The organism is Amycolatopsis methanolica 239 (genome assembly GCF_000739085.1).
Classification (GTDB): Bacteria; Actinomycetota; Actinomycetes; order Mycobacteriales; family Pseudonocardiaceae; genus Amycolatopsis_E; species Amycolatopsis_E methanolica.
In genome coordinates, this window is the sequence record NZ_CP009110.1 from 4,066,592 (window position 1) to 4,079,861 (window position 13,270).

A 13,270-nucleotide genomic window follows, 5' to 3' on the forward strand; every position below is an offset into this window, starting at 1 on the left:
TCAGTTCCCGGGGTTCTTCCAGGCGTCCACGAAGTGGTTGCGGGACTGCGCGTCGAAGACGATCCCGTGCACGTACGGGGCGTGCGCGATGACCTGCGAGGGGTTGTAGACCGGGTTCACCAGCGCGTACTTCTCCAGCAGGATGTCCTGCGCCTGCTTCGCGTAGGCGTTGCGGGTCGCCGGGTCCAGGGTGGTTTCCAGCTTGCCCAGCACCTGCGCGACCTCGTTCACGTCCACGTCCGTGGAGTCCGCGGAGAGGTAGGTGCTGTTGCCCGCCGAAGGACCGAACTGCAACGTGAGCGCGGCCGGGTCGTTGCGCGAGCGGTTGGCGGCGGTGATGTTCCAGTCGGTCTTCGCCTTGGCCTGCTGCGCGGTGTAGTCCGGGATGGGGACGACGGTGAGCTGCAGGTCGATGCCGATCTCCCGCAGGTCCTGCTGCACCGACTCGTAGGCGGGTTTGTTCACCACCAGGTTGCTGATGCCCAGCAGTTTCACGGTGAGCTTGCGGCCGTCCTTCACGCGGGTACCGTCCGCCCCGGGCACCCAGCCCGCCTGGTCCAGCAGCCGCCTGGCCTGATCCGGGTCGTACCTCAGGACCGAGCCGCTGTAGTCGGCGAATCCGGGCACCGACGGTTCGAGGATGGACTTCGCGATCGAGTAGGACGGGGTGAGGATGGTCTTCTCGATCGCCTGCCGGTCCCAGCCGAGCTGGATGGCCTTGCGCACGGCGATGTCGTTGGTGGGGAACAGCGAACTGTTGAAGGCGAAGTAGATCGCGGTGCCCGAGACGCCGCGGTGGATGATCTGGAACCCCTGGTCGGCCAGCGGTTTCTCGTCGGTGGTGCCGACGTCCAGGGTGGCGTCGACGGTGCCCGAGACGAGCGAGCCGGTGCGCACGCTGGCCTCCGGGATCGTGTTGAACACGACCTTGTCCAGGTAGGCCTCGCCCTCGTGGTGCAGCGCGGGCGGCGACCAGTGGTAGCCGGCACGACGCGCCAGGACGGTCTTGACCTGCGGTTCCCACGACTCGTAGACGAACGGGCCGGTGCCGATCACCTTCGTCGGGTCGGTGCGCTGGTCGGCGCTGAGCTTGAGCGTCGACAGGGACAGGAACCCGGGCTGGGCGTTCGCGGTGAACGAGGAGGCCTGCAGGAAGCTGGCCAGCGGCTGCGCGAAGCTGATCTTGACGGTGTAGGGGTCCAGAACCTGGGTTTCGCGGTAGCCGCGCAGCAGCGAGGCGCCGTTGGGCAGGATGCCCAGCGCGGGGTCGCCGTGGACGTACTGGTCGAAGTTGGCCTTGACCACCTCGGCGTCGAATGGCGAGCCGTCGCTGAAGGTCACGTCCCGGCGCAGGTGGAAGGTGAACTCGGTGAGGTCGCTGTTGTACTCCCAGGACTGCGCCAGCCACGGCGTGATCTCACCGGTGGCCGGGTCCTGCCAGGTGAGCTTGTCGGTGATGTTGTTGCCGATGAGCGATTCGGCGTAGTTGGTGCCCCACTGCGGGTCGGGGCTGCGCTGGTAGTCGATCAGCGCGAACTGCAGGGTGCCGCCGCGCACGGGCTGACCGGCGGCCGTGGCCTCGCCGGAGCCGCCGCCGCGGACGACCGCGACGACGATCCCGGCGATCACGACGACCGCGATCGCCGCGGCCACCCAGCGCCATCTGCGGCGTGGGGCCCCGGCGTTGGCGAGGGTACTGCGAAGATCGGACATTGCACTTCTCCCGTGGGGACTGGAGCATCCTTTGTGGATGGTGGATGAGAGCGCCGGTGCCAGAAGCGACGATACGGCGCATCACGGGCTCTTCCAACGGATCCCACGGATCAAGACGACATGTTGCGTCCTATGTGGACGCTGTCGCGGAACAACTCGATCCCACTACGGGTTTCGTGCAGTTTCGCTTAACGGAAGGCGCCTGGTCATTATGTGGGAAGCGTCGACAAGCGCCCAAGCCTGTTCCAGGCTGTGGGAATGTACGACGTCCGGCGGCTGCTGCTGATCCGCGACCTCGCCGAGCACGGCACGCTCGGCGCGGTGTCGGAGCTGCACGGCATCACCACCTCCGCGGTGTCCCAGCAGCTGCGGGCGCTGGAGCAGGAGGCAGGCAGCACGCTGCTGCGCCGTGACGGACGGGTGCTGCGGCTGACCCACGCCGGGCAGGTGCTGGTCCGGCACGCCGCGAAGGTGCTGCAGGCGCTGGACGAGGCCGAAAGCGCGGTCGCGGCCGCGCGGGAGGGCACGTCCGGGACGGTGACCCTGGTGGGGTTCCGCACCGCGCTGATGGCGCTCGCCCGCCCCGTGCTGGACCGCTTGCGGCACTCGGAGGTGAAGCTGCGGCTGGTCACCGCGATCAAGGAGCCGGCGCTGAACGCGCTGCGGGCGGGCGAGGCGGATCTGGCGATCACCTACCACTACTCGTTCCGCAGCCAAACCCTGCCCGACGGTCTGGAGTCGGAGTTCCTGGTGGCCGACCCGCTGGTGCTGCTGGCGCCACCGCCCGCGCACGCCGGGGTGGAGCGGGACGGCCTGCGCGCGCTGGCCGAAGCCGACTGGATAGCGGCCTCGGAGGGCGCCCCGTCGATCGACTCGCTGCTGCACAACTGCCGGGCCGCCGGCTTCACGCCCCAGATCGCCCACCGGATCGACAACTTCGGCGACATGGCGCGCCTGGTCGAGGCCGGCGCGGGGGCCACCATCGTGCCACGGCTGGCCGTGCCGCCCGAACTGTCCCACCTGGTGGCCGCTTCGGTGGCCCACGGAACGCGGCAGATCTCGGTCAGCCGCCGCCGGGGCACGGCCGGCCACCCCGCCGTGGCCACCGTCGCGCAGGCACTGAAAGCGGCGATCAGCGACCGCGCCACCTGGCCGGGCACGACGGGGAGCCGCACGACCTGAACCTCGTCGGCGAGCATCCGCTCCCTCACTCCGAGGGCACCTCGTGCGCGGGAGGCCCCGGCGATGGTGACACCAAACGAGAACCGGGCGCACACCGAGCGAGCGGCGACCGCGAGTGAGCCGGCGGTCGCGTTGGATCGCCCGAAGAGCCCGGTCGGGCACGGCGTGCGGGTACTGACGCGTCCTGAGCGACTCGAGCCGCCGCGGCCACGCTCTACCCCCCTCCGGGCCGACTGGGGGTTCTTCGAACCGGCGGAGCCGGACGAGTACCCGCGGCTGGGCACCGCCTTCGGCTGGCAGGCGCACCGGGTCGACGGTCACGACGTCGCCGCGCTGCTCGGGCTGCTGCGTCAGGTCGTCGCCGGCGCCACGCGCACCAGCCCGGTGGTGATCATCGCCGACACCCTGTCGGAATTGGTCGACGAGGGCATCCCATCGTCGCGGGGACCGCCGATCTGAAGTACTCCAACGGCCTGGTCCGCTTCCAGGAGCGCCACCCGGACCGCTACGTCCAGTTCGGCATCTCCGAGCAGCACATGGTCTCCACCGCCTCGGGGCTGGCCACCACCGGCTGGCAGCCCTACGTGGCCACCGTCGCCTCGTTCCTCGCGCTGCTGGCCTGCGAGCAGATCCGCACCGACGTGGCCTACACCAAGCTCCCGGTCCGGCTGATCGGCCACCACGCCGGCATCACCCTCGGCTACTGCGGGACCTCCCACCATGCGACCGAGGACCTCGCCATCACGCGCAGCATCGCCGGGCTGACGGTGATCGCTCCGGCCGACGCGGCTCAGCTGCGCTCGGCCCTGCGCGCCGCGGCGGACTGGCCCCGGGCCGATCTACTTCCGCATCGGCCGCGGACAGGACCCGGATGTCTACGACGGCGACGACCGGGCCTTCACCGTCGAAGAGCACAGCGTTCTCGGCGGGCTCGGCGGTGCGGTCGCCGAGGTCGTCGCCGAGCAGGGCCTGCGGGCACGGGTGGTCCGGCACGGCCTGCGCGACGAGTACGCCCTCATCGGACCGCCGACCCACCTGTACCGGCACTACCGGCTCGACGCGGAGGGAATCGCCCGGGCCGCCCGGGCGGCGGTGAGGTGACCGGCCGGTGCCGGGGCGCGCGGGGGGGGCCGCACGGGCTCCGGCACCGGCAGGCCGCTCCTCACGGACGCGCCCGGTCCGCCCGCCGGCCGACGATGGCCGCGAGGCCCCGCGGCGATCACAGGACCAGGCTCCGCCTCAGGTTCCGCTGCCGCACCGCCCTGCAGGCCCCGTCCGGAACGGGTCACAATGGAGCACATGAAGAGGGGGCTTCGCCGCTGCATGCTGGCCTTGCTGGGCGTCTTGACGTTGGCGATCCCGTCGGCCACTGAGATGACGAGGCCTGCGGCACCGCAGGTTGCCGGGCCGCCGCCGGTCGTGCCGGGCTGCGAACAGGGTTGCGAAACCGTGTTCTCCGTCCCGCTGGAGGGCGGGCACCGGCTGGACGGGCTGCACGGAGTCGGCGGCAACGTGCTGGCGTACTGGGACGGCGCAAGTCTCGTCGGCACGACGCAGGTCCGCGGCAGCGACGGGCAGCCCTACGAGCGGGTGACGGCCGGCCTCTGCGGCGCGGGGCGCTGTTCCGTCGCGTTCGAGTTCGGCGCGCACTCGGCCGCCGTCGCGGCGCTGCGGCTCGACACGAAGATCACGGTGGACACCGCGGTGGAGGGCGTCGCGGCCGACGTGCGCGACCTCAACGCCGACGCCCTGCCGGACGCCGCGGTGCGGCAGAGCACCTACGAGCCCAGCTTCGCGCTCGCCCCGCTGTACTGGGTGACCTACGTGCAGCAGGACGACCACCTGGTACCCACCGGCTGCACGGCACCGGTGCAGGCCTTCGAGCCGGCCCCGGTGATCCCGGCAACCGGAGCCTGCCCGACGAACGTCTAGCACGCCGGGTGCGCCCCTCGGTGCTCATGCGCCGGAGATGATCGCCAGGCATCCGGCCATCGCTTTCACGTGTCGCTGTTGCGCCTGGCAAAGCCTCCGTTCTGCTCGTACGCGACTGTTCGCCGGGACGACGGAAGGGCGTCCAGCCAGGCGTCCGTGGCGCGGCGTTGCCGCAACCTCCAGTAGACACGTCGCAGCTGGCGTGGCCGCTCGGCACGGTGTTCCGGGACCGCGCGGAGCACGTGGGGTAGCCCTACGCCAGGCGGGTGCCGGTGAAGGACGCGAGCTCGGACAGGAGCTCGTCCTGGAACCGCTCGTCCCTGGCGGCGGCGCGCGGCTCGCGCGACTGCTCGTGGTACCAGTAGCCGCCGGCGGTGCGGGCGCGCGGGTCGTCGCTGGTGGCGAGCCAGTCCTGGGTGCGGTGGCCCTCGCGGAGGTCGTCGGGGGCGCCGGGGCCGCCCATCTTCGTCGGCACCCAGCCCGGGCCGACCGCGTTCACGGACACGCCCGGCCACAGCCGGGCGACCGCGAACGTCAGCGCCGTCACGAACAACTTGCTGTCCCAATAGGACGCCGTCGCGCGCCGGCCCGCCCAGTCCCGGCCGCGCACGTCCGGCCGCCCGCCGTGGTGCATGCCGCTGCTGAGGTAGATCAGCCGCGCCGGACGCCGGACCAGCGCCGTCAGCAGGTAGGGGGCGACGACGTTCACCGATGCGCGCGCCGGTGTAGACGCCGGCGTTGTGGATCACCACGTCCACCGGGTCGAGGGCGTTCACCTGCTCGGCGACCCCGCGGGTCTGCCGTGGATCGGACAGGTCCCCGGTGACAGCCTCGGCGCCCTGGTCGAGGAGTGCGGACACCGCGGTGAGCCGTGCGCGGCTGCGGGCATGGAGGACGACCTGGTGCCCGTCGTCGAGCAGGGTCTGGGCGGCCAGGCGGCCGAGGCCGTCGGCGGAACCGGTGATGAAGATGCGTGCCATGGTGCCGCCAGCGTGCTACGTGACCGCCGTCCGCGGGAAGTGCCACGCTGCGGGCGGGCTCAGAGTTTCCGCAGCGCGTCGCGCAGGGTGGGCAGTGCTGTTTCGGGCTCGTCCCAGAACACCATGTGCCCGGCGCCGGGCACCGGCACCAGTTCGGCGGCCGGGTTGGCGCGGGCGGCTTCGGCGGCGCCGTCGGCGGTGACGACCGGGCTGTCGCCGCCGTACAGGAGCACCGCCGGGGCGGGCACGTGCGGCCAGTCGTCGAAGAAGTCCTCGGCCTCGAAGCCGGCGTGGGTGGTCGCGATGGCGGTGCGGGAGCACGACGACAGCCACCGCGCGCGCAGCTCCTGCTCGCGGCGCGGCCACCGGGGCCAGGACTGCGCCACCTCGTCGGCATCGGTGCCGCGGCGGGCCTGGTCCAGCTGCCCGAGGAAGGCCTCCAGGGTGGTGGGGTAGGCGCCCCGCCCCGGGCCGCTCATCGGCGGGTCGACCAGGACGACACCGCGCAGCTCGCGGCTGCCGCCGGCAGCGGCCCGTGCCGCGATCCGCGCGCCCATCGAGTGTCCGAGCAGGATGGGCCGTCGCAGGCCGAGGCCGGAGACAACCGCGTCGACGTCCGCGGCGTAGCTACCCAGGTCGTAGCCCGCCGGCCCGGTGTCCGCGCTGTCGGACAGTCCGCGGCCGCGGACGTCGAGCACCAGCGGGCGCACGAGATCGGTGAGCTCGCGGGCCACGAAGTCCATCGTGATCGCCGGGCTGGTGATGCCGGGCAGCACGAGGAGCGGGACGCCGTTGTCGGGTCCGTAGTCGAGCACGTGCAGCCGCACCGCGCCGGACCGGACCCAGCGGCTCGTCGCGGGGATGTCGGCGAGGTCGGCCAGCGCGGGCTGGCTCAGTGTGCGGGCGGCCGGGGACTCGGACGGGATCACCATGTCAGGAAACCTTTCTGCCGGCTCGATCGGGCGCGCCGAGGTAGGCCACGGCGTCGTCCAGGCCGATCACGTCGGCGTATTTCGCGTGCAGGTCGAACAACGCGGCGTCGTGCGGCCCGCGGGCCCGGTCGCCGCAGGCTTCGCGCACCACGAGGGTGTTGAAGCCGGACTGCACGGCGTCCACGGCGGTCGCCCGCACGCACCCGGAGGTGGTCGCGCCGCACACGAGCACGGTGTCCGCGCCGAGGCCGGTGAGCAGGGCGGCCAGCCCGGTTCCGTGGAACGCCGAGGCGCCCTTCTTCAGCACGAGGTGGTCGCTGTCGCGGCAGTCCAGCCGGGGGTCGAGCGCGACGGCGTCGCTCCCTTCGCGGAGGCTGCGCATGCCCGGCGCTTTCCGGAGCCAGGCCACGCCGTCGCCGTCGGCCTCGGCGGCGGTGTAGCTGATCGCGGTGTAGACCACCGGGACGTCACCGCGCCGGGCCGCGGTCACGAGTGCGGCGGCCGCGGTCACTTCGGCGGTGAGGTCGGCCCCGGACGGGAACCCGGGTTCGGTGAAGCCGCGGGTCAGGTCGACCACGACCAGGACCGGGCACTGTCCACGAGGGACGGTGGCACCGAACCCGGCCCGGTCGTAGACGGCGTCGGTCTCCGCGCCGTGTAGTCCGGGGTGGTGGTCATCGACGGGCACGCTGCAACTCCTTGATCAGTTTGTCCTGGGTGCGGATCCGGCCCAGCAGCCAGCCCTGGAACAGTCCCAGCGCAGCGGCGGCCGCGATCGGGGCGTACCGCTTGACGCCCGGGGGAAGCAGCATCGCCAGCCCGTCGAGGGATTCGCCGCTGTCGGCCGGGGCCGGCGTGCGCGGGGCGGCGGCCGGGCGGGGCTCCTCCCCCGGCGCGCTCAGCTGGCCGGCGAGGTTGCGGGCGAACTGGTCGAGCAACCGGGCCGACACGGCGCTGATGGCGCTCTTGCCGAACTGGGCGAGCTTGCCGCGGATGGACAGGTCGGTGCGCAGGTCGATGGTGGCGCCGCCGGGGGCCTCGCGGACGGTGAGCGTCACGTCGGCCTCGGCGTCCCCGTTGCCGTGTGTATCCGCTCCGCGCGCCGACAGCCGCAACCGCCGGGCCGCGGTGTCGACTTCGGTGAACCGCACCCGGCCGGAGTAGGCGGCGGTGATGGGGCCTACCTTGACCTTGACCCGGCCCAGGTAGGCGCCGTCCTCCTGACCGTCGAGGGTCGCGCCCGGGAGGCAGCTCGCCACCCGCTCGACGTCGTTGATCAGGGCGAACACCGCGTCGGGCTCGGCCGGGACGGACAGCTGGTTTTCCAGGATCACTTCGTCGCTTCCTTCTCGGTGTCACGGCGGCGGGCCGCGGTCGCCGCGATGGCGTCCACAATGGTCTGGTAACCGGTGCAACGGCACAGGTTCGCCGAGACCGCTTCGCGGATCTCGTCGCGGTCCGCGTCGGGCTGCTGGGCGAGGAATCCCTCGGCGAGCATCAGGAATCCCGGTGTGCAGAAGCCGCATTGCAGACCGTGGTGCTCGCGGAAGGCCTGCTGCAGGTCGGCGAGCTCGCCGTCCCGGCCGAGCGATTCGACGGTGCGGATGTCGGCGTCTTCGGCCTGCACGGCGAACACGAGGCACGCGCGCACGGGTTCGCCGTCCACGAGGACGGTGCAGGCTCCGCAGACACCGTGCTCGCAGCCCGCGTGCGCTCCGGTGAGGCCGAGGTCGTGGCGCAGCACGTCGAGCAGGGTCTTGCGCGGCTCGACGACGGCTTCGTGCTCGCTGCCGTTGACGGTCAGGACGATCAGGTGGCGGTCGGTCATGCGGGCCTGCTCCGTTCCGGGTCGGCTGCCGCGTCGAGCGCGGCGAGCACGGTCTGCGGGTGCACCGGCGTGGTGTCGAGTTCGACCCCGGTGTGGCGCAGCGCGTCGTTGATCGCGTTGAGCACCGCGGCCGGCGCGCCGATCGTGCCGCCCTCCCCGGCGCCCTTGGCCCCGTTCTCGGTAAAGGCACACGGCGTTTCCAGGTGGGACACGGTGATGTCGGGGATCTCGGTGGCGGTCGGCACCAGGTAGTCGATGAAGCTGGCGGCCGACGGTTCGCCGTTGTCGGCGTAGGTGACCTCCTCGAACAGCGCGCCCGCGATGCCCTGGGCGATCCCGCCGCGGCATTGCCCGTCGACGACCTGCGGGTGGATCACCACGCCGCAGTCCTCCACGCACGCGTAGCGCAGGATCGTGATGCCGCCGGTGCCCGGGTCGGCTTCCACGACCACGGCGTGGGTGGCGTTGGAGAAGGTGCCGTCGCCGGGCACGTCGAAGCTCGCGGTGGCCGTGAGCGTCGGCTCGACGTCCTTGGGCAGCAGGTTGCTGCGCAGGTAGGCGACGTCGGCGATCTCCTCGAACGACGCGCGCCGGCCCGGATCGTCGATCTGCACGACTCCGCCCTCGCCGTCGAGACGGACGTTGTCCGGCTGGGTGTCGAGCAGGTGCGCCGCGATCCGGCACAGCAGCTCACCCAGCCGCGTGGCCGCCAGCGCCACGGCCGAACCGCCGATGGTCACCGACCGCGACGCGAAGGTCCCCCACCCGTAGGCGATGCGCTCGGTGTCGCCCTGGCGCAGCTTCACCTGGTCGATGTGCAGCCCCAGCCGGTCGGCGACGATCTGCGCGAGCGTCGTCTCGTGGGACTGCCCGTGGTTCATGGTGCCACTGGTGACGACGACCGAGCCGGTGGTGTCCATCCGGATCTCCGAGATGTCGAACCCGGGCACCACGGCCATCTTGCGTTTGGCGAAGGCGCCCGACCCGTACCCGGTCCGCTCGGAGAAACAGCAGAACCCGATGCCGATGTGCCTGCCCTCGGCGGCCGCCTTGTCCCGGAACTCGTACCAGCCCTCGTCGCGCAGGGTGGCTTCGGCCAGGTCCAGGGATTCCCGGTAGGTGCCGGGGTCGTAGGTGACGGCGTTGACCCCGGTGTAGGGGAACTGGGTGATCAGGTTGCGGCGCCGGATCTCCAGCGGATCGATGCCGAGTTCGCGGGCGGCGCGCTCCATGACCCGTTCCATCGCCATCACGTACTGCGGCCTGCTGACGCCGCGGTAGGGTGCGGTGGGCGCCTTGTTGCTGGTGATGGCGCGGGCCCGGACCCGGTAGGCGGGCACCTGGTACACGCCGGGCATCTCCGCCGAAGCCATCAGCGGTTCGATCCCGGCGGTGAACGGGTAGCAGGAGTAGGCGCCCATGTCGCACACGATGTCGACGTCCAGTGCGGTGATGCGCCCGTCGGCGTCGAACGCGGCGCGGGTGCGGTAGCGCTGTTCCCTGGCCAGGAACCCGGCCGTCAGCGCCTCGCGCCGGTCTTCGATCCACTTGACCGGCCGGTTCAGGCGCCGGGCCGCGGCCGCGACCGCGATCTCCTCCCGGCCGACCACGCACTTCTGGCCGAACCCGCCGCCCATGTCCGGGACGGTGACGCGCACGGTCCGCTCGGGCACGCGCAGCGAGCGGGCGAGCGCGGTGCGCACCTGGTGCGGGACCTGGGTGCACATCTGCACGAGCAGCTGGTCGTCGTGGTCGTCCCAGGACGCGATCACCCCGCGCGTTTCGAGCGGGAGGGCGTTCTGCCGTCCGCTGCGGGTGACGACCTCGACCACGCACCCGGCGTCGGCGAACGCCTCGTCCACTCCCGGGGTGTCGAACATGGACACGTTCAGCAGCACGTTGCCGGGCGCTTCCTCGTGGACCAGGGGCGCGTCCTGAGCGAGCGCCGTGTCCTCGGAGACGATCGCGCCGAGCGGCTCGTAGTCCACCACGGCCAGTTCGGCGCCGTCCTCGGCGACGTAGGGGTCGCGGGCGACGACCAGCGCGACCGGTTCGCCGACGAACCGCACCTTCTCCTTGGCGAGAATCGGCATCGCGGTCGTCGCGAACTCCTCGGGCGGGCGGTCCAGCAGCGCGACGATGTCGCCGAGGTCGAGGTCGGCCGCCGTGTAGGCGGCGAAGACCCCGTCGACCGCCAGGGTGGCCGACAGGTCGATCCCGGTGATCCGGCCGTGCGCGATCGTCGAGCGGACGAAGCACGCGTGCAGCGTGCCGGGCAGCTGGATGTCGTCGACGAAGCGTCCCCGGCCGGTGAGCAGACGCGGGTCTTCCCGCCGGGGCACCGAGGCGCCGACCCAGCGTCCGCCTCGCCCGTCGAACTCGGGAGCTGCGTCGCTCATCGCGTCACTCCTTCCTGCCAGGCCTGGTGCAGGGCGCCGGCGACGAGGGTCCGGGTGAGCCGGCGGCGGTAGGCGCTGCTGCCGGCGGCGTCATTGGGCGGGTCGACGGCGCCGGCCGCGGCGTCGGCGCACGCGGCGAACAGATCCGGTCCGGGGTCGCCCGCGGCGAGGACGGCCTCGGCCTCCGGGACCCGGATGGGCGCGGGCGCCACCCCGCCGATCACCACCCGGCTGCCGTCGCCGTCCAGGCTGACCGCGACGTCGACGATGGCGAAGTCGCCGTGGCGGCGGGCGAATTCGGTCAGCGCCGCCCGCGGCGCCGGCCGCGTGAAGCGCACCGCCGTCACGACTTCGTCCGGTTCGACGGCGGTGGTGTAGAACCCGTGGAACATCTCCGCGGCCGGGATTTCCCGCCGCCCGCCCAGTCCCTCCGCGATGATCACGGCGTCGAGCAGGAGGGCGAGCAGGCACCATTCGGCAGTGGCGTCGCCGTGCACGATGCTGCCCGCCACCGTGCCGCGGGAGCGGATCGGCAGGTGCCCGACCCACCGCATGGCGCGGGACAGCACGTCGAAGCCCGGCCCCAGCTTCGCCACCTCGACCGCCCGGTGCGTGACCAGCGCGCCGATCTCCAGCTGCGCGCCTTCGCGCCGCAGCCCGGTCAGCGCCGGGTCCCGGCGCAACGGCCCCAGGTCGACCAGGGCCGTCGGCCGGGCGAGCCGGAAGTTCATCATCGGCACCAGGCTCTGCCCGCCGGCGATCAGCTTCGGCTCCTCCCCGGCCGCGGCGAGCTCGCGAAGCAGGCCGATGGCGTCGGGGACGTCGTGGGCCCGGTGGTAGGCGAACACGGCGGGCTTCACAGTCTCAACCTCTCCTCGCTCACGGCACCTGCGTGGTTGTCGCGGGCGCCATGGGTTTCACCGGCTCCGCGATCCGGTCGAGCTCGCGACCACGGGTTTCCGGCGCCCCCAGCATCATGAACACGACCGCGGCCACCACGAGCCCGCCCAGCACGGCGAACGTCAGCGGCAGGCCGAGCACCGGCCACAGGAGGCTGCCGAACACCAGCGGCGCGAAGCCGGTGACGGCCCGGCTCGACGACGACGCCCAGCCGAACCCGGAGGCACGCAGCTCGGTCGGGTACAGCTCGGACACGTAGGCGTACATCACCGGGATGACCACCAGCGCCAGCATGCCGAACGCGCCGATCGCGATCACCGCGCCGGTGGGTGAGCCCAGCAGCAGCGAGAACACCACGAGCGAGAGCGCGGCGAGTGGCCCGGCGACGGCGACGATCCGTTTGCGGCCGACCTTCTCCACGAGCAGCACGGCCACCGCGACGCCGACGATGCCCAGCGCGTTCATCAGCGCGGTGGAGGCGAAGGCCGCGATCTCGCCGAACCCCTGGGCGCGCAGGATCGAGGGCATCCAGCTCAGGGCGGCGTAGTAGACCAGCATGACGCTGATGAACAACGACCAGGCGACCGCGGTGATCCGGGGGTTGAACGCCCACACCCGGCGCAGCTGGTCGAAGGCGGCGGTGACCGCTCCCCCACGGGTGTCCTCCACCACGGCGGGCGGGATCGAGTACGGCTCAGCGGGCGCGCCCGTGCGGCGGACGAGCTCGTCGATGACCGCGCGGGCTTCCGCTTCCCGGCCCTTGCGTACCAGGTACAACGGCGATTCCGGGACTCCGCGCCGGATCCAGAACAACAGCAGCGCGGGCAGGATCATCAGCACCAGCATCCAGCGCCAGTTCCCGGACACCGGGACCAGCAACGTGGCCGTGACGGCGGCGAGGGTGGTGCCCACTGGCCACCAGCCGTCCATGGCCGAGAGCACCCGGCCACGGTGCCGCCGCGGGGAGAACTCGCTGACGATCGCGTAGTCCACCGGGACGCACCCGCCGAGACCCACCCCCGCCAGGAAGCGCAGGGCCAGGAAGACCTCCACGTTCGGCGAGAGCGCCCCGAGCACGGAAAACAGGGCGAACACCAGCAGCGTGACGCTGAACGCGCGTTTGCGGCCGATGCGGTCGGCCACGGTCCCCCACACGACGGCGCCCACCGCCATGCCGATCAGGTTGGCGGTCGCCACCAGCCCCTTCTGCCCCGGCGACAACCCGAACTCGGCCCCGACCAGTGGGGTGAGGAACCCGTTCAACGCGACGTCCCACGCGTCGAACATGTAGCCCAGCCCACCGATGAGGAAGATCTTGCCCTGCACGCTCCAGCGCCAGGGCAGGTCCTGGACGATCTGATCTCCGGTACGCATGAATCGCTCCGTTGCGATTGTCGGCCAGTT

The 13,270-nt window shown here is 72.1% G+C and carries 13 protein-coding genes and 2 pseudogenes; 5 read left to right on the forward strand and 10 right to left on the reverse strand.

Annotated features, from left to right (window positions below):
• Positions 1-1,653: an ABC transporter substrate-binding protein gene (locus AMETH_RS19720; protein ID WP_017982869.1), complete on the reverse strand. Its 1,653-nt coding sequence runs from the start codon at positions 1,651-1,653 to the stop codon at positions 1-3.
• 318 nt (positions 1,654-1,971) lie between these two features.
• On the opposite strand from AMETH_RS19720, the gene AMETH_RS19725 reads away from it, so the two are divergent.
• From AMETH_RS19725 to AMETH_RS19740, 5 genes and pseudogenes are all read left to right on the forward strand, one after another.
• The gene (locus AMETH_RS19725) at positions 1,972-2,895 is read left to right on the forward strand and encodes a LysR family transcriptional regulator (protein WP_017982870.1); all 924 of its coding nucleotides are present in this window, start codon (positions 1,972-1,974) and stop codon (positions 2,893-2,895) included.
• A 63-nt stretch (positions 2,896-2,958) separates the two neighbouring features.
• A complete protein-coding gene (locus AMETH_RS40470; protein WP_017982871.1) occupies positions 2,959-3,354 on the forward strand; it encodes a hypothetical protein in 396 nt (131 codons plus the stop codon).
• Between the two features lie 14 nt (positions 3,355-3,368).
• Positions 3,369-3,659 (forward strand): annotated as a pseudogene (locus tag AMETH_RS42670) (transketolase); the annotation flags it as partial.
• Positions 3,660-3,744: 85 nt separating this feature from the next.
• Complete coding sequence (locus AMETH_RS42675) at positions 3,745-3,996, forward strand: transketolase C-terminal domain-containing protein (protein ID WP_223843233.1); 252 nt, start codon at positions 3,745-3,747, stop codon at positions 3,994-3,996.
• A 198-nt stretch (positions 3,997-4,194) separates the two neighbouring features.
• Positions 4,195-4,827, forward strand: a complete 633-nt coding sequence (locus AMETH_RS19740) for a hypothetical protein (protein WP_223842877.1) — start codon at positions 4,195-4,197, stop codon at positions 4,825-4,827.
• A 253-nt stretch (positions 4,828-5,080) separates the two neighbouring features.
• Here the strand turns inward: AMETH_RS19740 and AMETH_RS40475 are convergent, their stop codons facing one another.
• The 9 genes and pseudogenes from AMETH_RS40475 to AMETH_RS19780 all read right to left on the reverse strand — a co-directional run bounded on the left by AMETH_RS40475 (position 5,081) and on the right by AMETH_RS19780 (position 13,240).
• Positions 5,081-5,536: a Rossmann-fold NAD(P)-binding domain-containing protein gene (locus AMETH_RS40475; RefSeq protein ID WP_017982874.1), complete on the reverse strand. Its 456-nt coding sequence runs from the start codon at positions 5,534-5,536 to the stop codon at positions 5,081-5,083.
• Between the two features lie 67 nt (positions 5,537-5,603).
• Positions 5,604-5,807 (reverse strand): annotated as a pseudogene (locus AMETH_RS40480) (SDR family NAD(P)-dependent oxidoreductase); the annotation flags it as partial.
• A gap of 59 nt (positions 5,808-5,866) precedes the next feature.
• Entirely contained in the window at positions 5,867-6,739 is an 873-nt protein-coding gene (locus tag AMETH_RS19750; RefSeq protein ID WP_017982875.1) for an alpha/beta fold hydrolase, read from the reverse strand.
• Position 6,740: 1 nt separating this feature from the next.
• Positions 6,741-7,427, reverse strand: coding sequence for an isochorismatase family protein (locus tag AMETH_RS19755; protein ID WP_017982876.1), 687 nt, complete (start codon positions 7,425-7,427; stop codon positions 6,741-6,743).
• Positions 7,414-8,073: an SRPBCC family protein gene (locus AMETH_RS19760; RefSeq protein WP_017982877.1), complete on the reverse strand. Its 660-nt coding sequence runs from the start codon at positions 8,071-8,073 to the stop codon at positions 7,414-7,416. The genes AMETH_RS19755 and AMETH_RS19760 overlap by 14 nt, the downstream gene beginning before the upstream one ends.
• Entirely contained in the window at positions 8,070-8,567 is a 498-nt protein-coding gene (locus AMETH_RS19765) for a (2Fe-2S)-binding protein (RefSeq protein ID WP_017982878.1), read from the reverse strand. The genes AMETH_RS19760 and AMETH_RS19765 overlap by 4 nt, the downstream gene beginning before the upstream one ends.
• Positions 8,564-10,966 (reverse strand): xanthine dehydrogenase family protein molybdopterin-binding subunit, encoded by a 2,403-nt coding sequence (locus tag AMETH_RS19770; RefSeq protein ID WP_017982879.1) that lies wholly within the window; start codon positions 10,964-10,966, stop codon positions 8,564-8,566. Before AMETH_RS19770 ends, AMETH_RS19765 begins: the two co-directional genes overlap by 4 nt.
• Positions 10,963-11,826, reverse strand: a complete 864-nt coding sequence (locus AMETH_RS19775) for an FAD binding domain-containing protein (RefSeq protein WP_017982880.1) — start codon at positions 11,824-11,826, stop codon at positions 10,963-10,965. The genes AMETH_RS19770 and AMETH_RS19775 overlap by 4 nt, the downstream gene beginning before the upstream one ends.
• A gap of 19 nt (positions 11,827-11,845) precedes the next feature.
• Positions 11,846-13,240, reverse strand: a complete 1,395-nt coding sequence (locus AMETH_RS19780) for an MFS transporter (RefSeq protein WP_017982881.1) — start codon at positions 13,238-13,240, stop codon at positions 11,846-11,848.
• Positions 13,241-13,270: the final 30 nt, after the last annotated feature.

Bases quoted from the DNA above. Each gene is read 5' to 3' on its own strand.
- AMETH_RS19725 (WP_017982870.1), top strand. From the start codon at position 1,972: ATGTACGACGTCCGGCGGCTGCTGCTGATCCGCGACCTCGCCGAGCAC.
- AMETH_RS40470 (WP_017982871.1), top strand. From the start codon at position 2,959: ATGGTGACACCAAACGAGAACCGGGCGCACACCGAGCGAGCGGCGACC.
- AMETH_RS19740 (WP_223842877.1), top strand. From the start codon at position 4,195: ATGAAGAGGGGGCTTCGCCGCTGCATGCTGGCCTTGCTGGGCGTCTTG.
- AMETH_RS19750 (WP_017982875.1), bottom strand. From the start codon at position 6,739: ATGGTGATCCCGTCCGAGTCCCCGGCCGCCCGCACACTGAGCCAGCCC.
- AMETH_RS19765 (WP_017982878.1), bottom strand. From the start codon at position 8,567: ATGACCGACCGCCACCTGATCGTCCTGACCGTCAACGGCAGCGAGCAC.
- AMETH_RS19770 (WP_017982879.1), bottom strand. From the start codon at position 10,966: ATGAGCGACGCAGCTCCCGAGTTCGACGGGCGAGGCGGACGCTGGGTC.
- AMETH_RS19780 (WP_017982881.1), bottom strand. From the start codon at position 13,240: ATGCGTACCGGAGATCAGATCGTCCAGGACCTGCCCTGGCGCTGGAGC.